General features: G+C 57.1%; 22 protein-coding genes. 12 read left to right on the plus strand and 10 right to left on the minus strand.

Annotated elements, in window-relative coordinates; all coding sequences use genetic code 11:
- Position 1 precedes the first annotated feature (1 nt).
- Positions 2 to 1,255, plus strand: coding sequence for an MFS transporter (locus tag ACMGGE_RS06670; RefSeq protein ID WP_420293562.1), 1,254 nt, complete (start codon positions 2 to 4; stop codon positions 1,253 to 1,255).
- Between the two features lie 63 nt (positions 1,256 to 1,318).
- Here the strand turns inward: ACMGGE_RS06670 and ACMGGE_RS06675 are convergent, their stop codons facing one another.
- From ACMGGE_RS06675 to ACMGGE_RS06685, 3 genes are all read right to left on the minus strand, one after another.
- Entirely contained in the window at positions 1,319 to 2,710 is a 1,392-nt protein-coding gene (locus tag ACMGGE_RS06675; RefSeq protein WP_008502450.1) for an APC family permease, read from the minus strand.
- Positions 2,700 to 2,894: a hypothetical protein gene (locus ACMGGE_RS06680; protein WP_420293563.1), complete on the minus strand. Its 195-nt coding sequence runs from the start codon at positions 2,892 to 2,894 to the stop codon at positions 2,700 to 2,702. The genes ACMGGE_RS06675 and ACMGGE_RS06680 overlap by 11 nt, the downstream gene beginning before the upstream one ends.
- A gap of 172 nt (positions 2,895 to 3,066) precedes the next feature.
- The gene (locus ACMGGE_RS06685; protein ID WP_008502452.1) at positions 3,067 to 4,485 is read right to left on the minus strand and encodes a glutamine synthetase family protein; all 1,419 of its coding nucleotides are present in this window, start codon (positions 4,483 to 4,485) and stop codon (positions 3,067 to 3,069) included.
- Between the two features lie 213 nt (positions 4,486 to 4,698).
- On the opposite strand from ACMGGE_RS06685, the gene puuD reads away from it, so the two are divergent.
- From puuD to ACMGGE_RS06725, 8 genes are all read left to right on the plus strand, one after another.
- Positions 4,699 to 5,463 (plus strand): gamma-glutamyl-gamma-aminobutyrate hydrolase, encoded by a 765-nt coding sequence (gene puuD, locus ACMGGE_RS06690; protein WP_045910614.1) that lies wholly within the window; start codon positions 4,699 to 4,701, stop codon positions 5,461 to 5,463.
- 25 nt (positions 5,464 to 5,488) lie between these two features.
- On the plus strand, positions 5,489 to 6,046 hold the full coding sequence (gene puuR, locus ACMGGE_RS06695; protein WP_008502454.1) for an HTH-type transcriptional regulator PuuR: 558 nt from the start codon (positions 5,489 to 5,491) through the stop codon (positions 6,044 to 6,046).
- Positions 6,047 to 6,203: 157 nt separating this feature from the next.
- Positions 6,204 to 7,697, plus strand: a complete 1,494-nt coding sequence (gene puuC / locus ACMGGE_RS06700; protein WP_420293564.1) for an aldehyde dehydrogenase PuuC — start codon at positions 6,204 to 6,206, stop codon at positions 7,695 to 7,697.
- Positions 7,694 to 8,974, plus strand: a complete 1,281-nt coding sequence (locus tag ACMGGE_RS06705; RefSeq protein WP_063621496.1) for an NAD(P)/FAD-dependent oxidoreductase — start codon at positions 7,694 to 7,696, stop codon at positions 8,972 to 8,974. The genes puuC and ACMGGE_RS06705 overlap by 4 nt, the downstream gene beginning before the upstream one ends.
- A 26-nt stretch (positions 8,975 to 9,000) precedes the next feature.
- A complete protein-coding gene (gene puuE, locus ACMGGE_RS06710; protein ID WP_223540383.1) occupies positions 9,001 to 10,272 on the plus strand; it encodes a 4-aminobutyrate transaminase in 1,272 nt (423 codons plus the stop codon).
- A gap of 150 nt (positions 10,273 to 10,422) precedes the next feature.
- Positions 10,423 to 11,910 (plus strand): carboxypeptidase M32, encoded by a 1,488-nt coding sequence (locus tag ACMGGE_RS06715; protein ID WP_252073393.1) that lies wholly within the window; start codon positions 10,423 to 10,425, stop codon positions 11,908 to 11,910.
- Positions 11,911 to 12,461: 551 nt separating this feature from the next.
- Positions 12,462 to 12,932 (plus strand): acid resistance repetitive basic protein Asr, encoded by a 471-nt coding sequence (gene asr / locus ACMGGE_RS06720; RefSeq protein WP_045910376.1) that lies wholly within the window; start codon positions 12,462 to 12,464, stop codon positions 12,930 to 12,932.
- A gap of 279 nt (positions 12,933 to 13,211) precedes the next feature.
- Positions 13,212 to 14,033: a trypsin-like serine peptidase gene (locus ACMGGE_RS06725; RefSeq protein ID WP_045910375.1), complete on the plus strand. Its 822-nt coding sequence runs from the start codon at positions 13,212 to 13,214 to the stop codon at positions 14,031 to 14,033.
- A gap of 1 nt (position 14,034) precedes the next feature.
- Here ACMGGE_RS06725 and ACMGGE_RS06730 read toward each other — a convergent pair whose 3' ends face one another.
- From ACMGGE_RS06730 to ACMGGE_RS06745, 4 genes are all read right to left on the minus strand, one after another.
- Positions 14,035 to 16,197 (minus strand): bifunctional diguanylate cyclase/phosphodiesterase, encoded by a 2,163-nt coding sequence (locus ACMGGE_RS06730; protein WP_063621493.1) that lies wholly within the window; start codon positions 16,195 to 16,197, stop codon positions 14,035 to 14,037.
- An 84-nt stretch (positions 16,198 to 16,281) separates the two neighbouring features.
- Positions 16,282 to 16,611 carry a multidrug/spermidine efflux SMR transporter subunit MdtI gene (mdtI, locus tag ACMGGE_RS06735; RefSeq protein ID WP_008502462.1) on the minus strand — a complete coding sequence of 110 codons (330 nt, stop codon included), beginning with the start codon at positions 16,609 to 16,611 and terminating at the stop codon, positions 16,282 to 16,284.
- Positions 16,598 to 16,960, minus strand: coding sequence for a multidrug/spermidine efflux SMR transporter subunit MdtJ (mdtJ, locus tag ACMGGE_RS06740; protein ID WP_008502463.1), 363 nt, complete (start codon positions 16,958 to 16,960; stop codon positions 16,598 to 16,600). The genes mdtI and mdtJ overlap by 14 nt, the downstream gene beginning before the upstream one ends.
- 117 nt (positions 16,961 to 17,077) lie before the next feature.
- Entirely contained in the window at positions 17,078 to 17,248 is a 171-nt protein-coding gene (locus ACMGGE_RS06745; RefSeq protein WP_085930315.1) for a hypothetical protein, read from the minus strand.
- 133 nt (positions 17,249 to 17,381) lie between these two features.
- Between ACMGGE_RS06745 and ACMGGE_RS06750 the strand changes: the two genes are divergently transcribed.
- A complete protein-coding gene (locus tag ACMGGE_RS06750; RefSeq protein WP_032651092.1) occupies positions 17,382 to 18,416 on the plus strand; it encodes an AI-2E family transporter in 1,035 nt (344 codons plus the stop codon).
- Positions 18,417 to 18,419: 3 nt separating this feature from the next.
- Here ACMGGE_RS06750 and ACMGGE_RS06755 read toward each other — a convergent pair whose 3' ends face one another.
- The gene (locus ACMGGE_RS06755; protein WP_420293565.1) at positions 18,420 to 19,367 is read right to left on the minus strand and encodes a zinc-dependent alcohol dehydrogenase family protein; all 948 of its coding nucleotides are present in this window, start codon (positions 19,365 to 19,367) and stop codon (positions 18,420 to 18,422) included.
- Between the two features lie 25 nt (positions 19,368 to 19,392).
- Positions 19,393 to 20,418 (minus strand): LLM class flavin-dependent oxidoreductase, encoded by a 1,026-nt coding sequence (locus ACMGGE_RS06760; RefSeq protein WP_032651088.1) that lies wholly within the window; start codon positions 20,416 to 20,418, stop codon positions 19,393 to 19,395.
- 196 nt (positions 20,419 to 20,614) lie between these two features.
- On the opposite strand from ACMGGE_RS06760, the gene ACMGGE_RS06765 reads away from it, so the two are divergent.
- A complete protein-coding gene (locus ACMGGE_RS06765) occupies positions 20,615 to 21,508 on the plus strand; it encodes a PhzF family phenazine biosynthesis protein (protein ID WP_420293566.1) in 894 nt (297 codons plus the stop codon).
- A 77-nt stretch (positions 21,509 to 21,585) separates the two neighbouring features.
- Positions 21,586 to 21,933, plus strand: coding sequence for an HNH nuclease YajD (yajD, locus tag ACMGGE_RS06770; protein WP_003857471.1), 348 nt, complete (start codon positions 21,586 to 21,588; stop codon positions 21,931 to 21,933).
- 37 nt (positions 21,934 to 21,970) lie between these two features.
- Here yajD and ACMGGE_RS06775 read toward each other — a convergent pair whose 3' ends face one another.
- Positions 21,971 to 22,756, minus strand: a complete 786-nt coding sequence (locus ACMGGE_RS06775; protein WP_420293567.1) for a MipA/OmpV family protein — start codon at positions 22,754 to 22,756, stop codon at positions 21,971 to 21,973.
- Positions 22,757 to 22,809: the final 53 nt, after the last annotated feature.

The following is a 22,809-nucleotide window of genomic DNA, read 5'->3' on the forward strand; positions in this document are numbered from 1 at the left end:
TGTGAGTCGTACAACTGCCATTGATATCGATCCGGCGAGCGATATCAATGATTTACCAGCAACATCGCAGCCGGTTCAGTTCATTAAACGTGGTACCCCCCAATTTATGCGCGTCACGCTGGCGCTCTTTTCCGCCGGTCTGGCCACCTTCGCCCTGCTCTATTGCGTTCAGCCGATCCTGCCCGTGCTCTCCCATGAGTTTGGCGTATCGCCTGCCAGCAGCAGCGTTTCACTCTCCATTTCTACCGGCATGCTGGCGATTGGCCTGCTCTTTACCGGCCCTCTTTCCGACGCCATTGGGCGTAAACCGGTGATGGTAACCGCGCTGATGCTGGCCTCGGTCTGTACGTTACTCTCAACCATGATGACCAGCTGGCACGGCATTCTGGTGATGCGCGCGCTGATCGGGCTCTCGCTCAGCGGCGTGGCGGCGGTCGGGATGACCTACCTCAGCGAGGAGATCCACCCGAGCTTTGTTGCCTTCTCTATGGGGCTATACATCAGCGGGAACTCGATTGGCGGGATGAGCGGACGTCTGCTGAGCGGGGTATTCACTGACTTCTTTAGCTGGCGGATTGCGCTGGCGGTCATCGGCTGTTTCGCGCTGGCATCCGCCCTGATGTTCTGGAAAATTCTGCCGGAATCGCGTCATTTCCGCCCGACATCGCTGCGCCCGAAAACGCTGTTTATCAACTTCCGTCTGCACTGGCGCGACAAGGGGCTGCCGCGCCTGTTCCTGACCGGCTTCCTGCTGATGGGCGCCTTCGTCACGCTGTTTAACTATATTGGCTATCGCCTGATGCTCTCACCGTGGCATCTAAACCAGGCTATTGTCGGTTTACTCTCGGTGGCTTATTTGACCGGTACGTGGAGTTCACCGAAGGCCGGGGCGATGACCGCGCGCTATGGCCGCGGCCCGGTCATGCTGTTCTTCACGGCGGTGATGCTGGCCGGCCTGCTGCTGACGCTCTTCTCTTCCCTGTGGCTGATTTTTGCCGGCATGCTGCTCTTTTCTGCGGGGTTCTTCGCGGCCCACTCGGTCGCCAGCAGCTGGATTGGCCCGCGCGCGCGTCGCGCCAAAGGTCAGGCATCGTCTCTTTATCTGTTTAGCTATTACCTGGGGTCCAGCATCGCCGGGACGCTCGGCGGCGTCTTCTGGCATAACTACGGCTGGAACGGCGTGGGCGGGTTTATCGCGCTGATGCTCTGTGCCGCACTGCTGGTGGGCGCAAGTCTTCATAAACGTCTGAAATAATATGCTCGCGGGGGATGTCCGTTTCCCTAAAAACGGCACCAGCGTACTGGTGCCGTTTTTCGTTCAGGAATCCCAGGCCTGTTCTATCTTACCGGCTTCAAACTGCGGAGGCGGTTTGCGGAAACGGCGCGTGAGCCAGGTCAGGTAAAGGATCCCCAGTGCCGCCCAGATGAGGCCAAGCGTCAGGGATGTCGCTTCGAGGTTTATCCACAGCACGCCGACCGTGACGGCACCGATGAGCGGCAGCAGGAGATAGTGGAACCGATCTTTCCACGTTTTGTTCAGCCCCTTACGCCGCCAGAAATGGTTGTACACCGAGAGATTAACAAACGTAAACGCCACCAGCGCGCCAAAGTTGATCAGCGCCGTCGCGGTCACGAGATCAAAGTACAGGGCCGACAGCGCCACTATCCCAACCATAATGACGTTCAGGGCCGGCGTACGCCATTTCGGATGCACGTAGCCAAACACCCGCTCCGGAAAGACGTTGTCACGCCCCATCACATACAGTAAGCGCGAGACGCTGGCGTGCGAGGCCAGGCCTGAAGCGAGCGTATTCACAAACGTGGTACACAGAAACACCGACTGGAAGAGCTTGCCGCCCACGTACAGCGCGATTTCCGGCAGCGCGGCGTCCGGGTTCTTGAAGCGGGCGATCGTCGGGAAAAAGAGTTGCATGAAAAACGAGGCAACAATGAATATCAGCCCGCCATACAAAGCGGTGAGGAAAATGGCTTTGGGGATCACCCGCGCCGCGTTTGGCGTCTCTTCCGACAGCGTGGTGACCGCGTCAAAGCCGAGGAAAGAGAAGCAGACGATAGTCGCGCCGGTAATAATCGGGATCAGGTGAGCGTTCTCGCTGATAAACGGCTGGAGCGACCAGACGGTGCCGACGCCCTCCCCCTTATGCAGTCCGTGCACCACGAGGATGACAAACACCACCATGATGGCGATCTGCACCAGCACAAACAGGGTGTTGAAGTTGGCGACCAGATTCACGCTCTTCAGGTTCGCCAGCGTCAGGATCGTCACAAACCCCACTACCCAGACCCACGGCGGAACTTCAGGGAACAACGCGGAAAGGTAGATCTTCGCCAGCAGCACGTTAATCATCGGCAGGAAGAGATAGTCCAGCAGCGATGACCAGCCGACCATAAAGCCTAAGTGGGGGCCGATCGATTTCTGCGTGTAGGTATACGCAGAGCCCGCTTCCGGGAACTGCCGTACCAGTTTGCCGTAGCTGATGGCGGTAAACATGACGCCAGCCAGCGCCAGGAGATACGAGGCGGGCACGTGGCCGTTGCTGATACCGGACACAATGCCGAAGGTATCAAACACGGTCATAGGAGTGAGGTAAGCCAGCCCCATCATGACCACCTGCCAGAGCTTGAGGGAACTGCGCAGCCGGGTTCTTCCTGCCATGCGCGGCGAGTCAAGAGAGGTGTTAGTCGCCATAAACCGTCCCCCCCATGCTTACCGTGGTTTGCAATCGCGCTGTCCTTAACGCAAACCTGCTTAGCAAAGGGGGAAGTTGTAAAGAACACACGCGATCGTACCAGCTCACCGTCTCTGGCTCGCACTCACAGCAGGCGCCTGACTGGCCCCCTTCGCCCTGCGGATAATTGAACATCTGCATCATTTCCTACCTCGTCACACAGTGTCGTTAAGAAAATCCCTGTGCCGCCTGCGCTCCATAACGCGACTCCCGGGAGATAGCTGGCGTGCCAGCAAACAGTTAGGCCAGGCTCCGCGCAGGCCGTTTAGTGATACGTATGAGATGAAACAAAGCGGCCCCTTACCGGGGCACGTCATCAGGCGTTTTTGAGCATCCACTCAATTTCAGTTTCGGTAATCAGGCGTTCAAACTGCAGTAATTCATCGTTTTTGCAGGCGTGATAGACGTGGCAGAAACGTTCGCCCAGCCGCTCGCGAAGGCTATCGTTTTGCATAAATTCCCACAGCGCATCGCTCTGACGAATCGGGAATGGCAGTCCGTCCTGCTCCAGACCATTGCCTTCCACTTCTTCCTGCAGGGGCAAATCGTTATCCAGCCCATGTAAAATACCGGCAAAAATCGCCGCCATCACCAGATACGGATTCGCGTCTGCTCCCGCCACCCGGTACTCGACCCGATGGTTATGGCGATCGCCGCAGGGGATACGCAGAGCAACGGTGCGATTATTGTGTCCCCATGAGGCCTGCGTCGGCACGTACATTCCCGGCTGGAAACGGCGGTAGGAGTTGACGTTCGGTGCCAGCAGCGCCATGGACGCAGGCATCAGATCGATCATCCCGGCCAGCGCGCGTTTCAGCAGTGCGGAATCCTCGCCGTTGGCGTCTGCGAGCACGTTTTCGCCTCGGTTGTTTTGCATGCTGATGTGGATATGCATCCCGCTGCCCGCATGCTCTTCATACGGCTTTGCCATAAACGTGGCGTGCATCTTATGTTTTTCCGCCATCTGCCTGACAAGACGTTTTAGCGCCAGCGCATCGTCGCAGGCATCGAGCACGTTTTCCGTATGGTGCAGGTTTATCTCAAACTGGCCCGGGGAGGCCTCAGCCACTGCCCCGTCGGCGGGGATCAGCTGCAGCTGCGCCAGTTCGTCAATATCGTTCAGCACGTCAGCAAAATGGTTAAGATTATCAACCGAGTAGACCTGGCTCTGCGTGTTACGCACGTCGGTGCCCGGCGCGCAGGGTGGCTGCAGATAGCCGTCGGCATCGCGTTTACGGTCAAGTAAATAGAACTCCAGCTCTACCGCTACCACGGGGAACAGACCGCGCTGGCGCAGCTGCTGCCAGAGTCGGTTGAGTACGTTCCGCGGCTCAACGTCAAAGGGAGCGCCATCTTCATCGACCATGGTGAGCTGCACCTGACCAATGTATTCCGGGTCGGCGGCGGACGGTGTCAGGGTGCCAGGTACCGGCACGCAGATGCAGTCCGGCTCGCCGAGCTCCTGCCCCAGGCCCGCCTCTTCCACGACGTTACCCAAAATGTCCATGGCGAAAACCGATGCCGGGAAATAGCAGCCTTTTTCAAGCTTGCTCAGTCCGGCAACCGGGATGCGTTTGCCGCGAAAACAGCCGTTCAGGTCGGTCAGGAGGACATCAATAAACTGGGTGTCAGGATACTTTTCTAAATAGCGCTTCACTTCCTGCGTAAAGGCGCTGCCCCGCCTCTCATCCGTGTGCTGCACAAAGTTCTCAACTTCTACGATATTGGTTTCCATGATTTACCACCGTTTTTGGATTTGCGTTCGCTGCTCTGGACTGTCAAATATAATGTCCACCCTATGGAATCTGTATGCAAATAAATTGTTTGTCAAATGTTAAATTAAGTTTGCAAAAGGCAGATCCCGTTGCTAGATTGAGAAAATATTGAACGAAAAGGCCGTTTTGCAGGCGAAAATGGCCTAAATTTAGTCCACTTTGTGAGGGCGATCATGGAAAATATAATGAACAAGCCAGTTATTGGCGTGGTGATGTGTAGAAACAGGCTTAAGGGTCATGAGACCCAGACCCTGCAAGAAAAGTACCTGAATGCCATTATTAACGCGGGAGGCTTACCGATTGCCTTACCGCATGCGCTGGCAGAGCCAGAGCTCCTTACCGCTCTGCTCCCAACCCTGGACGGGATTTACCTGCCGGGCAGCCCAAGTAATGTGCAGCCGCACCTTTATGGTGAAAACGGCGATGAGCCTAACGCCGATCCCGGGCGAGATCTTCTGAGTATGGCGCTGATTGCCGCCGCGCTCGAAAGGCGCATCCCCATTTTCGCCATCTGCCGGGGGCTGCAGGAACTGGTTGTTGCAACGGGAGGGACGCTGTATCGCCGCCTGTTCGAGCAGAACGACCTGCTTGAGCACCGGGAAGATCCTGAACTGCCGGTTGAGCTACAATACGCCCCGTCTCATGAAGTTCAGGTTCAGGAGGGAGGACTGCTGTCTCAATTAATACCAGGCTGTAACACATTTTGGGTAAACTCGTTACACGGGCAAGGTGCACGGACGTTAGGACCACGGCTTCGCGTGGAGGCCCGCTCGACGGACGGGCTGGTCGAAGCGGTCAGCGTTCATGACCACCCTTTTGCCCTCGGTGTGCAATGGCACCCCGAATGGAACAGCAGCGAGTACGCCCTGTCACGTATGTTGTTTGAAGGTTTTATCACCGCCTGTCAAAGCCACATTGCTGAGAAGCAGCGGCTTTGACCACTACCGTAAAGGAAATGCAACTATGAGCGATGACGGACTGGCGCCAGGGAAACGTCTGTCTGAGATCCGCCAACAGCTGGGTCTCTCGCAGCGGCGTGCCGCCGAACTGTCTGGGTTAACACACAGTGCCATCAGCACCATTGAGCAGGATAAAGTCAGTCCTGCCATCAGTACGCTACAGAAGCTGCTGAAAGTTTATGGGCTGTCGCTCTCGGAATTCTTTTCGGAACCGGAAAAACCTGATGAACCGCAGGTGGTTATTAATCAGGAAGACCTTATCGAAATAGGCAGTCAGGGGGTTTCGATGAAGCTGGTTCATAACGGAAATCCGAACCGTACGCTGGCGATGATTTTTGAAACTTACCAGCCTGGAACCACGACCGGAGAGAGGATCAAACATCAGGGCGAGGAGATCGGTACGATACTGGAAGGTGAAATATTGTTGACCATTAATGGCCAGCAATATCACCTGGTTGCGGGGCAGAGCTATGCCATCAATACCGGCATACCGCACAGCTTCAGCAACACCTCGGCAGGCATCTGCCGCATTATCAGTGCCCACACCCCTACCACGTTCTAATTACCACTCAGTCCCGGCGTAAGCGCGCTTACGCCGGGACACATAAAAACGATCAATGTCGGCATTTAACGGGTTAATCCCCGGGATGCCCCACGGCTTCGTATTGCCTGAAACGGCCATGCCTTTATTTATCTGATTGCGAAAGAAAGGAGTGAATATGCATTTTCAGCACCTGACTTACTGGCAGGATAAAGCAAAAAACAGCGCCATTGAGACCCGGTTATTTATTAACGGCGCCTATTGTGACGCCGCCGACAACACCACGTTTGATACCGTCAATCCCGCTACCCAAAAGACGCTGGCAAACGTCGCCCGGGGCAAGCAGGCGGACGTGGACCGCGCGGTTCAGGCCGCGCGTGAGGTATTTGAGCGCGGTGACTGGTCGCAGGCGTCTCCGGCGCAGCGCAAGGCCGTGCTAAATACGCTCGCCGATTTAATGGAACGCCATAGCGAAGAGCTGGCCTTACTGGAAACGCTGGACACCGGTAAACCCATCCGCCACAGCCTGCGCGATGATATTCCCGGCGCGGCGCGCGCCATTCGCTGGTACGCCGAAGCGGCGGATAAAGTCTACGGCGAAGTGGCGCCTACGGGGCCGGGCGAGCTGGCGATGATCGTGCGCGAGCCCATCGGGGTTGTTGCGGCCATCGTTCCCTGGAACTTCCCGCTGCTGCTGGCCTGCTGGAAGCTGGGCCCGGCGCTGATCGCGGGCAATAGCGTGGTATTGAAACCGTCGGAGAAATCACCGCTCACCGCCCTGCGGCTGGCCGGACTGGCGAAAGAGGCGGGCCTGCCGGACGGCGTGCTGAATGTGATAAGCGGTTACGGCCACGAAGCGGGCCAGGCGCTGGCACGTCATCCGGAGGTCGAGGTGCTGACGTTTACCGGCTCTACCCGTACCGGCAAGCAACTGCTGAAGGACGCGGGAGAAAGCAACATGAAGCGCGTCTGGCTGGAGGCAGGCGGCAAGAGCGCCAACATTATCTTTGCCGACTGTCCGGACCTGGACAAGGCCGTGAGCGCGACCGCCGCCGGGATTTTTTACAACCAGGGGCAAGTCTGTATCGCCGGTACCCGCCTGCTGCTCGAAGAGAGCATCGCTGATGAATTCCTGACAAAGCTGAAAGCGCAGGCCCGTCACTGGCAGCCGGGCGATCCGCTCGACCCCGACAGCACGATGGGCATGCTCATCGACGCTGCGCACGCCGATACCGTCCACACATTTATTCGCGAGGGAACCCGGAAAGGCTCGCTGCTGCTGGACGGGCGGGAACAATCATGGCCTTCCGCAGTCGGTCCAACCATTTTTGTCGACCTCGAGCCCGACTCCCCGCTGTGCCGGGAAGAGATTTTCGGACCGGTGCTGGTCGTCACCCGATTTAAAACCGAAGAGGACGCCTTAACGCAGGCCAACGACAGCGAATACGGGCTTGGCGCGGCGGTATGGACCCGCGATCTCTCCCGGGCACACCGCATGAGCCGCCGCCTGAAGGCAGGCTCAGTCTTCGTCAATAACTATAACGACGGTGATATGACCGTTCCCTTTGGCGGCTATAAGCAGAGCGGCAACGGTCGCGATAAGTCCCTGCACGCGCTGGAAAAATTTACCGAACTGAAAACCATCTGGATTGCCCTGGAGCCTCAATCATGACCGAACATACCACCAGCTACTACGCGGCCAGCGCGAACGCTTACGAACCTTTCCCGACGCTTAACGAGTCGATCAGCTGTGACGTGTGCGTGGTGGGCGGCGGCTATACCGGCCTCTCCTCCGCGCTGCATCTCGCCGAAATGGGCTATGACGTGGTGCTCCTTGAAGGGGCGCGCATCGGCTTCGGCGCCAGCGGACGCAACGGCGGCCAGCTGGTTAACTCCTACAGCCGCGATATCGACGTGATCGAGAAAAACTACGGCCCCGATGCCGCCAGAATGCTCGGGAGCATGATGTTTGAAGGCGGGGAAATCATTCGGGAGCGAATCCAGCGCTATCAGATCCAGTGCGACTATCGTCCTGGCGGGCTGTTTGTGGCGCTAAATCACAAGCAACTGGAGACGCTGGAGGAGCAAAAAGCCAACTGGGAACGCTACGGCAACACGCAACTCGAGTTGCTGGACGCCAGCGCCATCCGCCGGGAGGTCGACAGCGAACGCTATACCGGCGCGCTGCTGGACCGCAGCGGGGGACATATTCACCCGCTGAACCTGGCGATCGGCGAAGCAGACGCCATTCGCCTGAACGGCGGGCGGGTATATGAACAGTCCCCGGTGACCGCCATTCAGCACACCAGCCCGGCCGTGGTGAGCACGCAGCATGGCCAGGTGACGGCCCGCTACGTGATCGTCGCCGGGAATGCTTATCTGGGCGATAAGATCGAACCGGAACTGGCAAAACGCAGCATGCCCTGCGGCACCCAGGTGGTGACCACCGCCCCGCTGCCGGAAGAGGTCGCCCGCACGCTGATCCCCAATAACTACTGCGTGGAAGATTGTAACTACCTGCTGGATTACTACCGTCTCACCGCCGACAACCGCCTGCTGTACGGTGGTGGCGTTGTCTATGGCGCGCGCGATCCGGACGATGTCGAGCGCCTGGTGATGCCAAAGCTGCTCAAAACCTTCCCTCAGCTGGCAGGCGTCAAAATCGACTATCGCTGGACGGGCAACTTCCTGCTGACCCTGTCGCGTATGCCGCAGTTTGGTCGTCTGGATAAAAACATCTATTACATGCAGGGCTACAGCGGCCACGGCGTGACCTGCACCCACCTGGCCGGACGGCTGATCTCGGAACTGTTGCGCGGTGACGCTGAGCGCTTTGATGCGTTTGCTAATCTTCCGCACTACCCCTTCCCGGGCGGTCGCAGCCTGCGGATTCCATTCACGGCGATGGGCGCGGCGTACTACAGCCTGCGCGATCGTCTTGGCGTATGATCGTTTTCGACAAAAGGGTATCTGATATGAGTAACCAGGAATTTCATCAGCGCAGACTTTCTGCCACTCCGCGCGGCGTTGGCGTAATGTGTGATTTCTTTGCCCGCTCGGCGGAGAATGCCACGCTTACCGACGTGGAAGGCAACGACTATATTGATTTCGCCGCCGGGATCGCGGTACTGAATACCGGCCATCGACATCCTGAACTGGTGGCCGCGGTGGAAAAACAGCTTCACCAGTTCACCCACACGGCCTACCAGATTGTGCCGTATGAAAGCTACGTTTCATTAGCCGAAAAACTTAACGAGCTGGCCCCGGTGCAGAGCCCGGCCAAAACGGCGTTCTTCACAACGGGCGCGGAGGCGGTGGAAAATGCCATTAAAATCGCCCGGGCCCACACCGGCAGACCGGGTGTGATTGCCTTCGGGGGAGGTTTTCACGGCCGAACCTATATGACCATGGCGTTAACCGGCAAGGTCGCGCCTTACAAGCTCGGATTTGGTCCCTTCCCGGGGTCGGTTTATCACGTGCCGTATCCCTCCGAGCTGCACGGCATCACGACGCAGGATGCCATCACGGCGATAGAACGCCTGTTCAAAGCAGATATTGAGGCGAAACAGGTGGCGGCGATTATTTTTGAACCCATTCAGGGTGAAGGCGGATTCAACGTCGCCCCGCCAGAACTGGTGGCCGCCATCCGCCGCATCTGTGATGAGCACGGGATCGTGATGATTGCCGACGAAGTGCAGAGCGGCTTCGCCCGTACGGGTAAACTGTTTGCCATGGAACACTACGCGGACAAACCCGACCTGATGACGATGGCTAAAAGCCTGGCAGGCGGAATGCCGCTGTCCGGCGTGGTGGGCCGCGCCGACATCATGGACGCGCCGGCTCCCGGCGGCCTGGGGGGAACCTATGCCGGCAACCCGCTTGCGGTGGCCGCCGCGCACGCGGTGCTGAAGATTATCGACAACGAGTCGCTGTGCGCGCGCGCCCGTCAGCTGGGCGATCGGCTGAAAGCCACGCTGGAGGAGATTCAGGGCACCTTCCCTGCGCTCGTGGCGATAAGGGGAAGAGGATCGATGATTGCGGCGGAGTTTTTTGATCCCGAGAGCCGTGAACCTTCAGCCGCCATCGCGCAGGCGATCCAGCAAAAGGCGCTCGCTCAGGGCCTGCTGTTATTGATCTGCGGCCAGTACGGCAACGTGATCCGCTTCCTTTATCCGCTGACCATTCCGGATGCCCAGTTCAACCAGGCGCTGGCGATCCTGCAACAGGTTATGCGCGATAAGTCCTGAGTGCCCACCGAAAACCGTCTCCCGGAATGCCGGGGACGGTTTCAACGGAGGAGATCTGCACAGATTTCCTCCGCGTGGGAAATGTTGGGGAATTTGGTCTGTTTCATTGTATGCTCCCTGAAACACATCCCCGGCATGAGGAAATAAGAATTGGAAAAAACATCAGCCTATCAGTCACTTGTGAAAACCTTCCAGCGCCTCTCCCGCTTCTCGCACCTCTCCTCCATCGCCAGCTGGGACATGTTCACCATGATGCCGCCCGGCGGCAGCGCCGCGCGCGGCGAGGCGCTGGCGGAAATGAGCGTCCTGCAGCACCAGCTCCTGACCGATAAAAAAGTCGGCGACCTGTTAGCCGCGGCGGCAGGGGAAGATCTGAATGACGTCGAACAGGCCAACCTGCGGGAAATGACGCGCCACTATCAGCAGGCCTCGCTGCTGCCGGAAACGCTGGTGGAAGCCAAATCCCTGGCGGGCAGCAGGTGTGAACACGCCTGGCGCACACAACGTCCCGCCAACGACTGGCAGGGTTTTTCCGCCAACCTGAAAGAGGTGGTCAAACTCAGCCGTGAAGAGGCGCGCCTGCGGGCGGAAGCCAAAGGCTGTACGCCGTACGATGCGCTGCTGGATATTTTTGAACCCGACATGACCAGCGCCCGTCTGGACGTGCTGTTCGGCGACATGAAGTCCTGGCTGCCGGACCTGCTGGCAAACGTCGTGGAAAAGCAGGCTCAGCGATCGTTCGTTCCTCCTCAGGGGCCTTTCCCGACGGCAACACAGCGTGAACTGGGCCTGGAAGCCATGAAGATGCTCGGCTTCGATTTTAACAGCGGTCGCCTCGACGTAAGCGCGCACCCGTTCTGCGGCGGCGTACCGGAGGACGTGCGCATCACCACGCGCTATGACGAGGATGAGCTGCTCAGCGCGCTGTTTGGCGTGATCCACGAAACCGGACACGCGCGCTACGAACAAAACCTGCCGCGCGCATGGGCAGGACAGCCGATTGCGCTGGCCCGCTCAACCGCGATCCACGAATCCCAGAGCCTGTTCTTTGAGATGCAGCTGGGACGCAGTGAAGCCTTCCTCAAGCATCTTCTCCCTGCGGTGCATGCCCGCTTTGGCAGCCAGGCGGCGTTCAGCGAAGAGAACTTTATCGCCTGGAACCAGCGCGTGAAGCCGGGCTATATCCGCGTCGATGCAGACGAAGTGAGCTACCCGGCGCACGTGGTGCTGCGCTATGAGATTGAGCGGTCGCTGATCAACGGCGAGATCGAAGTGGACGATATCCCTGCCCTGTGGGACGAGAAAATGCAGGCCTGGCTCGGGTTATCCACCAAAGACAACTACCGCAACGGCTGTATGCAGGATATTCACTGGACCGACGGCGGTTTTGGCTACTTCCCATCCTATACGCTGGGGGCCATGTATGCCGCACAGTTGTTCCACGCCGCGAAAACGGCGCTTCCGGGTCTGCAGGCCTCCATCGCTGAGGGCGATTTTTCCGCACTCTTTGACTGGCTGCGTCAGAACATCTGGCAGCACGGCAGTCGTTTCAGCACGTCGCAGTTAATCACCCAGGCGACGGGCGAGGATCTGAACATTCGTTACTTCCGCGAACATCTGACCTCCCGCTATTTGTAATCTGTTTGGCCGGGGGTGAGGGACCTCAGGTAAATTTTTTAAGCAGAAGCGATACAGATTTTCGAAGCGTAATGATTGCCCCGCAGCGATGCCCTGGTCCGGCTGTAAATCGCTGAGGCGTTTCCTGCAGGCCGGGGCGAGGCGCATGGATGCGCCGAGAGGGCGGGCTTTACAGGGACGTTACCTCCGCCCGTCCCCGATAAGCCGGAAGGAATTAGCCGAAGGTACCGCGCAGCGGCGATTTACCGCCGGGAGCCCGGGTTGCCAGGGCGGCGGCGATTGAGCCGCCCTGGCACGTTCACAGGTTATGCCCCTACAGAGTAGCAAGGAACATGAAGTGAACGGAATGACCACTACAGCCGTATGTTCCCCCCTCACCCCAGCCCTCTCCCTTAATGGATAGTGGGCCGTCTGTGCTAGCCCCCCGGCAATGTACATATGGTTACACGCCGATACCAATCACTCACGGAAACCCCGAGTTTACAGGGATATAGTTATTTCAACGGCCCCGCAGTGGGGTTAAATGAAAAACCAAATTCGAGGGTATGAGAATGAATAAAGTATTAGCTCTGGTTGTTGCCGCTGCTATGGGTCTGTCTTCTGCTGCATTTGCTGCTGACACTACCGCAACTGCTGCACCGGCTGCCGCACCTGCTGCAACCACCACCGCTGCCCCAGCAAAAGCGGTTCATCATAAGAAACACCACAAAGCTGCAGCGAAAAAAGAAGCCGCTGCACCTGCAACCGCAGCACCAACCGAGCAGAAAGCGCAGGCTGCCAAAAAGCACCACAAAAAAGCTGCTAAACCGGCTGTAGAGCAGAAAGCGCAGGCCGCTAAAAAGCACCACCACAAAAAAGCCGCTAAACCGGCTGTAGAACAGAAAGCGCAGGCTGCTAAAAAGCACCACCACAAAAAAGCCGCTAAACCGGCTGTAGAACAGAAAGCTCAGGCTGCTAAAAAGCATCACAAAAAAGCAGTAAAACACGAAGCTGCTAAACCAGCTGCACAGCCAGCTGCGTAAGAGTACAAGCTAAACCGTGCCCTTCGGGGCACGTTGGTAAACCGGCGCCGAACCGGAACAGGTTCCGCGCCGTTTTTTTTATCCGGAGGGCGTATGCTGCGACGCTATCGGTTTGAGCTGATTCTGATCCTGCTTATTTTATGCGCGCTCATCGCCAGCCACTTTTATCTTTCCTGATTGTAGCACGCTGATTTTACTCCCACTTTAGCGCTGTCCCGTCTATAGTATTTTCATAGGGTTCACTTTTAATAATCATAATTACCCCCACCAGAGTGTGATATGCGTAAATCTGTTGTGTTGTTACTGGGAACGTTTGGTCTTTTTTCTGGATTCTCACATGCGGATGATGGCGGTGATGACACCATTAGCGCGAAAGAGCTAAAGACGCTTTTTTTCGGTCATGACGATCGCACGCGCGTCGCCGATCCCACCCAGGCGCCCTGGGATGCTATAGGTCAACTGGAAACCGCCAGCGGTAACTTATGTACTGCGACGCTGATTACCCCACAGCTTGCCCTGACGGCAGGCCATTGTCTGTTAACGCCGCCAAACGGCAAGCCGGATAAAGCGGTGGCCTTGCGGTTTGTGTCGCAAAAAGGCACCTGGCGCTATGAAATTCACGGCATTGAAGGCCGGGTCGATCCGTCTCTCGGCAAACGCCTGAAACCGGATGGTGACGGCTGGATCGTGCCACCGGCGGCCGCCTCATGGGACTTTGGCCTCATCGTTTTACGCTACCCCCCTTCCGGCATTACGCCGCTGCCGTTATTTGACGGCGACAAAGACGCCCTCACCGCCGCGCTGAAAGCCGCCGACCGGAAGGTGACGCAGTCCGGCTATCCTGTCGACCATCTGGATACGCTTTACACGCACTCCGACTGTATTGTGACGGGCTGGGCGCAAACCAGCGTACTCTCGCACCAGTGCGATACGTTGCCGGGTGACAGTGGCTCACCGCTGATGCTGAAAACAGATAACGGCTGGCAGTTGATCGGTGTGCAGAGCTCTGCACCGGCGGCGAAAGATCGCTGGCGCGCAGATAACCGGGCCTTGTCCGTGACCGGTTTTCGCGACAAGCTGGAAGCGCTGGCGCAGCAGTAAATCAGCATCGTCTGACCTGATGTAATGCCCTGATTGACTCAATCGGCATCGGCTGGCTGAACCAAAAACCCTGCAGTTGATCGCAGCCAGCCAGCCGCAGCAGTTTCATTTGTCTTTCGGTCTCGACCCCTTCGGCGACCACCGCCATCCCCAGCGCGTTGGCGATCCGCACCGTGCCGCTTACCAGCGCGGCCGCCTGTTCATCGTTGTCCACCAGCCCGGCCAGCGATTTATCAATCTTGATCGTGTCGAAGTTAAAACGCCGCAAATAGCCAATGCTGGAATAGCCAGTGCCAAAGTCATCCAGCGCCACCGCGGTGCCCAGCGCTTTAAGATTGGCTATCGCCATGCGGGCACGCTCCGGGTTTTCCAGCACATAGGACTCCGTGACCTCCAGCTGCAGTCGGTTAGCAGGGAAATGAGTGGTCTCCAGCACGCTGGCCACTTTGTCTTCGAAGGCGGGATCGCGGAATTGCGCGGGAGAAATGTTAACGGAAAGCGTTAAGTCACCGTACGGCTGGAGATCCTGACAGGCGCGCTGCAGCACAAACTGGCCCAGCTTGTAAATCAGACCGCTGGTCTCCGCAATGGCGATGAAGGTATCCGGGCCCAGCGGCCCGTCCGGGCGACGTGGCCAGCGGACCAGCGCTTCGACACTGCTCATTTTCTGGCTGCGGGCGTCAATAATCGGCTGATACCAGACCTCAAACTCATCGCGCTCCAGACCGTTACGGATCTGATTTTCAATCGCCAGCTTGCGCTCCCGGGCGCTGTTCAGCTCGGCGTCGTAGTGGGTGATACGCCCTTTCCCGCTCATTTTGGCATGGTACATGGCAATATCGGCGCGGCGAAACAGCTCGGAGCTGGTGCATTCAATCAGGGTTCCGCTGGCGATACCGATACTGGCCCCGATATGGATCGTGCGTTCCCCCAGCTGAATCGGGGTGGTGAGAAAATCCAGCACCGAAACGGCAAAGGCGGTGGCCTGTGTTTCTGCCTCATCACCGCCGATGGTCATGGCAAACTCATCCCCGCCCATACGCGCCAGCATTCCCCCCGGCGGCACGCGTTCACTCAGCGTTTTCGCAATCGCCACAATGAGATCGTCTCCCACGCTGTGTCCGTAGATGTCATTCACGTCTTTAAAACCATCCAGATCGATAAACACCACGCTTTTGACGTCGATATCGCCGCGTAGACTCACCCGATCCAGCGCTTCGATGAGCGCTCGTCGGTTCGGCAGATGGCTTAGCCAGTCCGTTCTCGCCACCAGACGCGCCTGGCTTTCTCCTCGCGCAAGCTTGTACAGCCCCACGCTGCTCACCAGAATAAAGAGCAGGATCAGGGCCGATGCCAGCACAACAATCTGCGTGATATCAGAGGATGCCGCCCGGGCGGCCTGCGCCCCCGGAAGCCGTGCCTGCCAGTTAAGATAGCCCAGCAACTCCCCTGCCGAACTGCGCAGCGGCATACTCATTTCGTTAATTTTTTCCGGCGTAAAGTGCAGGTTATCGATCTGAAAGGTCGCCCCCAGGTCGGCTAAGATTCTGGCGTTCAGATGACGGGTGATCACCAGATAGCGGCGCGTTTCGTCAGTCACCTGTAATCTTCCGACCATCGGGCGAATCAGCCCAATGCCCACAAAGGCGACGCCGCTTCGCGTTTTGCTGATCCCGGCATAGATATTTTTATCGCTTGATAAGGCGCGCGCGTGCTGAGCAATCAGGGCTTTCAGCCCCTTACCGAAAAAATCGAGATTCGTCTCCTGAAAAGGCTGACTTTGAAACGATCCCCAGATGACATTGAAATGCTCATCAAGCACGAAGGTGCCATCATAGAGGTTGTTGATTTTAAAGCCCGCGCCCCAGGTGTTATACAGCCAGTCGGTATCGAGCGTGGGACGGTAGGCCTCCCGCACCGCATCGTCCCAGACGGCGTTATCCAGCACCAGCGAGGAGACGCGGTTAACCGATGTCTGAATGGCCCCCTGCACGGAAAGCGCCGTGCGGTGTTCATCAATTTCATTGGTTTTGGTGCTGATAAGATGCAGGGAAAGATAGAGGAGTGCGACGACGGAGATGATTAAGCCGATGCCCGCCATAAAGACCATGGCAAACAACGTTCTCGCGGTGGGAATATTGCGCCAGCTTAATGTGCGATACATCAGCCATCCTCTTTAAGGTTTTGCTTTTCTAAGCGTAATACAGGCAGCGAATTTCGCTGCCTGTAAAGGATGGCTTTATGAACGTCAGGCAAGTTTTATCATAATCATACCTGCAAGCAGCAAGATGAGTCCCATCCAGCCCTTGTTATTTAAACGCTGACCGAAAAGCACCCAGCCTGCAGCCAGCGTCGCGGCGATACCAAAACCGCCCCACAACGCATAGGCAACCGAAAGATCGATTCCTTTTACCGCCTGGGACAGCGCGCTGAACGCCCCCAGAACCGCGGCAATCGACATCAGGCCGTAGAGTTTACGGCGAAAACCATCGGAGAATTTCAGCAGAACGTTCGCCAGAATTTCCAGCACGATGGCGAACCCCAGCCAGGCCGCATGAACCCACTCAAACTGTTGCATGGTTCTGCTCCTTCTGCACTTTAGACGGCTTACGGGTACCTGATTTAATCAGCACAATACCCGCGACCAGCGTCGTTAACCCGGCGACCTTCATTGTTGTTAATGTTTCGTCAAATATCAGCACGCTGAACAGCGTAATCAACAAAATACCGATCCCTTCCCACAGGGCATACGCGACGCCCAGCGCAATTTTTTTCACCGCGAACGAGAGGAAAATATACGAAAGCGAAATCATCACCAGCATCAAAATAAAACCGGTGTTGCCATCGCTGACGCTAGCCCACTTCATCGACAGCGTGCCGGTAATTTCAGCGATAATAGCCAGGGCTAATAAAATCCAGTAAAACATGTTTTTCTCCTGCTTGAGAATATAATCCATCGTGGCCCGCTGCGTGCAGCAAACCCAAAAATACGAATTGAAATCAGTCAGCTAAGCGCTTAGCGCCAGCTCAGGCAGAAGAAATGACTATAGTGCGGTGCGCCAGTGTTGCTCACCAGAAAGCAGGCAGAAAGAGGTGGAGTATACAGCAGTATTGTTTGAAGAGTACGTCCTGAACATATTGTCCATAAAATTACAATTATCCGCGTTGTTGCTTCTCGTCTTTGCGGATGAAAATTGTCCTCGGTAGTTAAACACACCGAATTTGTACCATAAGCCAGGATTTTACTCAAAGTCTTTGCAATTCTTTACCCACTCCGTTTGATTTTGGTTAGTTTATTGCAATGCCTTTCACCTTTATTATAAATATAAAGAAAATTTCGGAGTCACCATGGCTAAACCCATCATTACCCTGAACGGGTTAAAAATTGTCATCATGCTGGGCATGCTGGTGATCATATTGACAGGTGTGCGCTTTGCCGCCGACATTATTGTGCCCTTTATTCTGGCCCTGTTTATTGCGGTGATCCTCAACCCGCTGGTGCAGCGCATGACGCGGCTACGCATCCCACGCGTGCTGGCCATCACGCTGCTTATCAGCATCATTATTGTGGCGATGGTACTGCTGGTGGCTTATCTGGGGACCTCGCTCAATGAACTGGCGCGAACGCTGCCGAAATACCGCTCTTCGCTGGCAATACCGCTGCTGCAGCTGGAGCCCTGGCTGCAACGCGCGGGTATCGAAGTCTCGGTTGAAGAACTGCTGAAATATATCGACCCCAATGCGGCGATGACGATCGTCACCAGCCTGCTGGCTCAGCTTTCCAATGCCATGACCTCCATTTTCCTGCTGTTTTTAACGGTGGTGTTTATGCTGCTGGAGGTGCCGCAGCTTCCTGCAAAGCTGCAGCAGATAATGGTCCGTCCGGTCGAAGGAATGGGGGCGATTCAACGCGCGCTGGACAGCGTCTCCCGCTATCTGGTGCTGAAAACGGCCATTAGCCTGGTGACAGGCGTTGTCGTCTGGGTGATGCTTCTGGCGCTGGACGTCCGCTTTGCGTTCGTCTGGGGGTTACTGGCGTTTGCGCTTAACTACATTCCCAACATCGGCTCCGTGCTGGCGGCGATCCCCCCTATTCTTCAGGTGCTGGTTTTCAGCGGGCTTTATGACGCGCTGATCCTGCTGGCCGGATACCTGGTCATCAATCTGGTGTTCGGTAACATACTGGAACCCCGCATGATGGGCCGGGGCCTGGGGCTGTCCACGCTGGTGGTCTTTTTGTCCCTTATATTCTGGGGCTGGCTGCTCGGGCCCGTTGGGATGCTGCTCTCCGTTCCGCTCACCATCATCGTCAAGATTGGTCTGGAGCAGACGGCGGGCGGGCAAAGTATCGCCGTGCTGCTGAGCGATATGAGCCATCACTAGCCGTCATTCCGCCATCGACAGGAGGGGCTTGCGGGTCCTTCCACCTTCACGATAAGCGCTGAGCGCCCTTCGCCACTCCGCCAGCGGGTACACCGTAACGTCGCTGTACTCACTGTCGGGCAACCTCAGCCAGATGCGATCAAACTCCGCGCGCCACGCCTCAACGCTGAGCGCATCCAGACCGTTTCGGATATGGAACCACGCCACGCGCGGCGAAGACCTCCGCTGTGTGAAGGTTTGCCCGGAGAGCAGCCCGTAGCAGACAAATATGCCCTGCTCGGGCATCACGCTGAGGATCGTTTCCGCAAGCGGCCCGCCGGTGGCATCGTAGACGATATCGCTACGGGCAGCGACGGTGCCGATTCTGTTTGCGTCATGCTGTGCGACAGGCGTGATGCCCTTCGCCTCCAGCCGTTCAGCATGCACGGCAGAGCGGTGAATGCCATACACCGCTTCCGCCCCCGCCTGACGCGCCCACTGCCCCAGCAGAATGGCGCAATCCGATCCGGCAGCCGTGAGCAAGACCCGCTTTCCGCGCGGCGAGTAGCGGGTCAGCATCATCTGCGCCGCCAGCGGGTTAATATAGGCCCGCGCGGCCAGATGTGCGTCGACGGTGTCCGGAACGGGTATCGCATACTCTGCCGGGCAATCCACATAGCGCTGCCAGGTGCCCTGACCGCGCAGCGGCAGGACGCGCTGCCCCACCAGATGTTTAAACGAGGCGGGCGCCTCGGCGACAACACCGACACCTTCATACCCCGCGACCGCCGGTAACGGGGTTCTGTGGCGATAGGCACCGGTGATGGGGATAAGATCGGACGCGTTGACCGGAGAAAACAGCATCCGCACGCGGAGCTGTCCCGGCGCAAGCGCGCCCGGCGGCGCGGTTTCAGGTTGCAGAACAGATTCTGGCTCGCCAAACCGGCGATACCAGAGGGCCAGATTTTCCATTACGATCTCAAGGCTGATAGCGGAACTACTCGCGCCAGCCCATTGCCGGTGCGACATGTTTGAGAATAGACTCAATCACGTGCGCATTATAATCCACACCCAGCTGGTTCGGCACGGTCAGTAAGAGCGTGTCCGCCTCGGCAATCGCCTCGTCCTTTTTCAGCTGTTCAACCAGCTTGTCCGGCTCCGCGGCATAGCTGCGCCCGAAGATGGCGCGCGTTTTCTCATCAAGATAACCTACGCTATCGCTGTCGTTGCGGCTGGCCCCAAAATACATCCGGTCACGGTCGTCCATCAGCGCAAAAATACTGCGGCTGACCGACACCCGCGGCTCACGCGTATGCCCCGCCTCTTTCCAGGCCTGACGGTACGCGCGGATCTGTTTTGCCTGCTGAATATGGAACGGCTCACCGGTTTCATCGTCCTTCAGCGTTGAGCTTTGCAGGTTCATGCCCAGTTTTGCGGCCCACACGGCCGTCGCATTGGAACCCGCCCCCCACCAGATACGCTCGCGCAGCCCTTCTGAATAAGGCTCCAGGCGCAGCAGCCCCGGCGGATTCGGGAACATGGGCTGCGGGTTCGGTTTGGCAAACCCTTCCCCACGCAGCACCTCAAGCAGCACCTCGGTATGACGGCGCGCCATATCCGACTCGTTTTCCCCTTCCTGCGGGACATAGCCGAAATGACGCCAGCCATCAATAACCTGCTCCGGGGATCCACGGCTGATGCCCAACTGCAGGCGACCACCGGAAATCAGGTCCGCCGCACCCGCATCTTCAGCCATGTACATCGGATTTTCATAGCGCATATCAATCACGCCAGTGCCGATTTCGATGGTCTTCGTTTTTGCGCCAATGGCGGCCAGCAGAGGGAACGGCGAGCTAAGCTGTCGCGCGAAGTGATGCACGCGGAAATAAGCGCCGTCTGCCCCCAGCTCTTCAGCCGCCACGGCTAAATCGATGGACTGCAGCAGCGTGTCAGCCGCCGAGCGCGTACCGGACTGCGGCGAAGGCGTCCAGTGACCAAACGATAAAAACCCGATCTTTTTCATAACCCTGTGTCCTGATAATGCATTGCGTTCTGTCCACTTTACGCATTACCCGGTAAGAATAAATGCCGTTTATTTAACGGAATGATTCAAATAAATTGATTGAAATAGTTTCATGTCCCTCAGGTAAAAACCCGTTGGTTATCCGTTTGAATTAACGTTACTACTATAGGTCGGGACCTTTCACACTGGATAAAAAATGAAAAGACGCTATGTTGTGGCGGATGTTTTTACTGACACGCCGTTTCTGGGTAATCCTGTTGCCGTCGTACTCGATGCGGAGGGCATGAGTAAAGCACAAATGCAGCAGGTCGCCGTTGAGTTTGGTTACAGCGAAACGACGTTTGTGCTGCCGCCAGACAACCCATCCAATACAGCACGCGTCCGAATTTTTACGCCCTCGCGCGAGATCCCCTTCGCCGGGCACCCGAATGTGGGTACCGCCTACGTGCTCGCTCATCACACTGCGATGAATCATCAGCACCTGCCTGATACACTGCACTTCGAGGAAATCGCTGGCCTGGTACCCGTGCGCCTGTTGCGTGACAACGATACGGTGACGGGTGCAGAACTCCTGGTGCCAGAGGCACTCTCCTGCCGCTCTGAAGTTAGCCCGGAAAAGGTAGCTGCCTGCTTGTCCCTGAACGCAGAAGATATCCGTACCGAGGTACATATGCCCGTCGTCGCGTCGGTGGGTCTGCCCTTCCTGATAGCCGAGCTGGCCTCTCGCGAGGCGCTCCGTCGATGCGTGCCCAATTTACAGGGTTTTCGTGCAACGTTACCGCTGGACGGTGCAGTTTCACTCTATGCCTATACCCTGGATTCAGATTCCGATGCGCCCTGCGATGTGCATGCACGCATGTTTACGCCCCGAATGACGGAAGATCCTGCAACAGGCAGCGCGACCGCCGCTGTTACGGCGCTACTGGCATTACACCGTGATAAAACGACGCTTGACCTGACAGTCAGTCAGGGAGTCGATATGGGACGAGCAAGCGTACTGTTCACGGGATACGATGCCACCTCAGGAAAGGCGGTGGTTCGCGTCGGCGGAAAATGCATAATTACGCTTGAAGGCACATTCTCACTCTAACGGAGGAAGCGTATATACATTTACAGTGCCTGATGAGATATATTGGCTCACTATTTTTATGACAGGTAAAACCGGCAATGGCTTTGATCCCCAAAAACTACGCGCGGCTGGAAAGCGGCTATCGCGAAAAAGCATTAAAAATCTATCCATGGGTGTGTGGACGCTGCTCGCGCGAGTTTGTCTATTCCAATCTGCGTGAACTCACGGTTCACCATATCGATCACGACCATACCAACAACCCGGAAGATGGCAGCAACTGGGAGCTGTTGTGCCTGTTTTGCCACGATCACGAGCATTCGAAATACACCGAAGCAGATCAGTACGGCACCACCGTGGTGGCCGGGGAAGACGCGCAAAAAGACGTGGGCGTCGCCACGTTTAACCCGTTTGCCGATTTAAAGGCGATGATGGATAAGAAGAAGTAATCCTCTCGCCCCCTCGCTTACATCGTGCGGCGCGAATTTAAAATGTCCAGGTGATAGCGGCGGTTGCAGCCCCCTCATTGCGCCGCATCACGATCGGGCTTTCATTGGCATGGTCGCCAAGCCAGGTATAGTCCGCGCTGAGGACCGTCCCCCAGTGAGCATCGAACTGATGGCTCCAGGTCAGGCTGGTGTCGACGCCATAAAATCCACCCGGCGCTGAATAGCGGCGATAGCCGGTGCGGCGGCTCTGCTGCTCACTGACGCCATACCAGGTATTCATATAACGGCTGTCGCCAAACAGGGCCGCAGACTGAAAGGCTATCGTGTCCTGGTTATTTTGTACCGGGATCAGCGTAACGGAGGCCTGATAGCTTGCCCCCTGACTGTCGGTTAACGGCAGCGTCGCTTTGCCTTCCATGCTCAGCCATGGCGCAGCCTGCCAGCCCACGGCAAGGCCGGTATTCAGGGTGGCATCAATATCCCCCATCCCTTTCAGGTTGTTTGCACCCTCGCGCCAGCCAGAATTTTTATCAGCCCTTCCGGGGTCGTAGCCCAGCGTGTGTTCGAAATACCAACCGCTGTCGTTTTGCAGGTCATATCCCACCCCTTTTTGTGCATCAACAAAGAAAGCACCTTTGCGTCCCTGCAGCACTGGAACCACCTGCCACACCTGCTTGTCTGAGCCTGAGTAACGCGGGGCATATTGCCCTCCCAGCCCGACGGTTAAGGAATCGGACGCGGTGCCATCATCCGCCTGCGCGGCGGATGCCACGACCATCAGAAGCGGGACGGACATATACAGGACTTTTTTTATCGCTATCATACTGCTCTCCTTACAGACGCTGGCGTCTCCTGAGTCAGGGACAGCCATGCAAT

This window comes from Enterobacter sp. BNK-22 (assembly GCF_048684805.1).
GTDB classification, from domain to species: Bacteria; Pseudomonadota; Gammaproteobacteria; order Enterobacterales; family Enterobacteriaceae; genus Enterobacter; species Enterobacter quasiroggenkampii.

Excerpts from the sequence above, each read along its gene's own strand:
- ACMGGE_RS06675 (WP_008502450.1), bottom strand. The coding sequence starts at position 2,710 with ATGGCGACTAACACCTCTCTTGACTCGCCGCGCATGGCAGGAAGAACC.
- ACMGGE_RS06680 (WP_420293563.1), bottom strand. The coding sequence starts at position 2,894 with ATGATGCAGATGTTCAATTATCCGCAGGGCGAAGGGGGCCAGTCAGGC.
- ACMGGE_RS06685 (WP_008502452.1), bottom strand. The coding sequence starts at position 4,485 with ATGGAAACCAATATCGTAGAAGTTGAGAACTTTGTGCAGCACACGGAT.
- puuD (WP_045910614.1), top strand. The coding sequence starts at position 4,699 with ATGGAAAATATAATGAACAAGCCAGTTATTGGCGTGGTGATGTGTAGA.
- puuR (WP_008502454.1), top strand. The coding sequence starts at position 5,489 with ATGAGCGATGACGGACTGGCGCCAGGGAAACGTCTGTCTGAGATCCGC.
- puuC (WP_420293564.1), top strand. The coding sequence starts at position 6,204 with ATGCATTTTCAGCACCTGACTTACTGGCAGGATAAAGCAAAAAACAGC.
- ACMGGE_RS06705 (WP_063621496.1), top strand. The coding sequence starts at position 7,694 with ATGACCGAACATACCACCAGCTACTACGCGGCCAGCGCGAACGCTTAC.
- puuE (WP_223540383.1), top strand. The coding sequence starts at position 9,001 with ATGAGTAACCAGGAATTTCATCAGCGCAGACTTTCTGCCACTCCGCGC.
- asr (WP_045910376.1), top strand. The coding sequence starts at position 12,462 with ATGAATAAAGTATTAGCTCTGGTTGTTGCCGCTGCTATGGGTCTGTCT.
- ACMGGE_RS06725 (WP_045910375.1), top strand. The coding sequence starts at position 13,212 with ATGCGTAAATCTGTTGTGTTGTTACTGGGAACGTTTGGTCTTTTTTCT.
- ACMGGE_RS06730 (WP_063621493.1), bottom strand. The coding sequence starts at position 16,197 with ATGTATCGCACATTAAGCTGGCGCAATATTCCCACCGCGAGAACGTTG.
- mdtI (WP_008502462.1), bottom strand. The coding sequence starts at position 16,611 with ATGCAACAGTTTGAGTGGGTTCATGCGGCCTGGCTGGGGTTCGCCATC.
- mdtJ (WP_008502463.1), bottom strand. The coding sequence starts at position 16,960 with ATGTTTTACTGGATTTTATTAGCCCTGGCTATTATCGCTGAAATTACC.
- ACMGGE_RS06750 (WP_032651092.1), top strand. The coding sequence starts at position 17,382 with ATGGCTAAACCCATCATTACCCTGAACGGGTTAAAAATTGTCATCATG.
- ACMGGE_RS06755 (WP_420293565.1), bottom strand. The coding sequence starts at position 19,367 with ATGGAAAATCTGGCCCTCTGGTATCGCCGGTTTGGCGAGCCAGAATCT.
- ACMGGE_RS06760 (WP_032651088.1), bottom strand. The coding sequence starts at position 20,418 with ATGAAAAAGATCGGGTTTTTATCGTTTGGTCACTGGACGCCTTCGCCG.
- ACMGGE_RS06765 (WP_420293566.1), top strand. The coding sequence starts at position 20,615 with ATGAAAAGACGCTATGTTGTGGCGGATGTTTTTACTGACACGCCGTTT.
- yajD (WP_003857471.1), top strand. The coding sequence starts at position 21,586 with ATGGCTTTGATCCCCAAAAACTACGCGCGGCTGGAAAGCGGCTATCGC.
- ACMGGE_RS06775 (WP_420293567.1), bottom strand. The coding sequence starts at position 22,756 with ATGATAGCGATAAAAAAAGTCCTGTATATGTCCGTCCCGCTTCTGATG.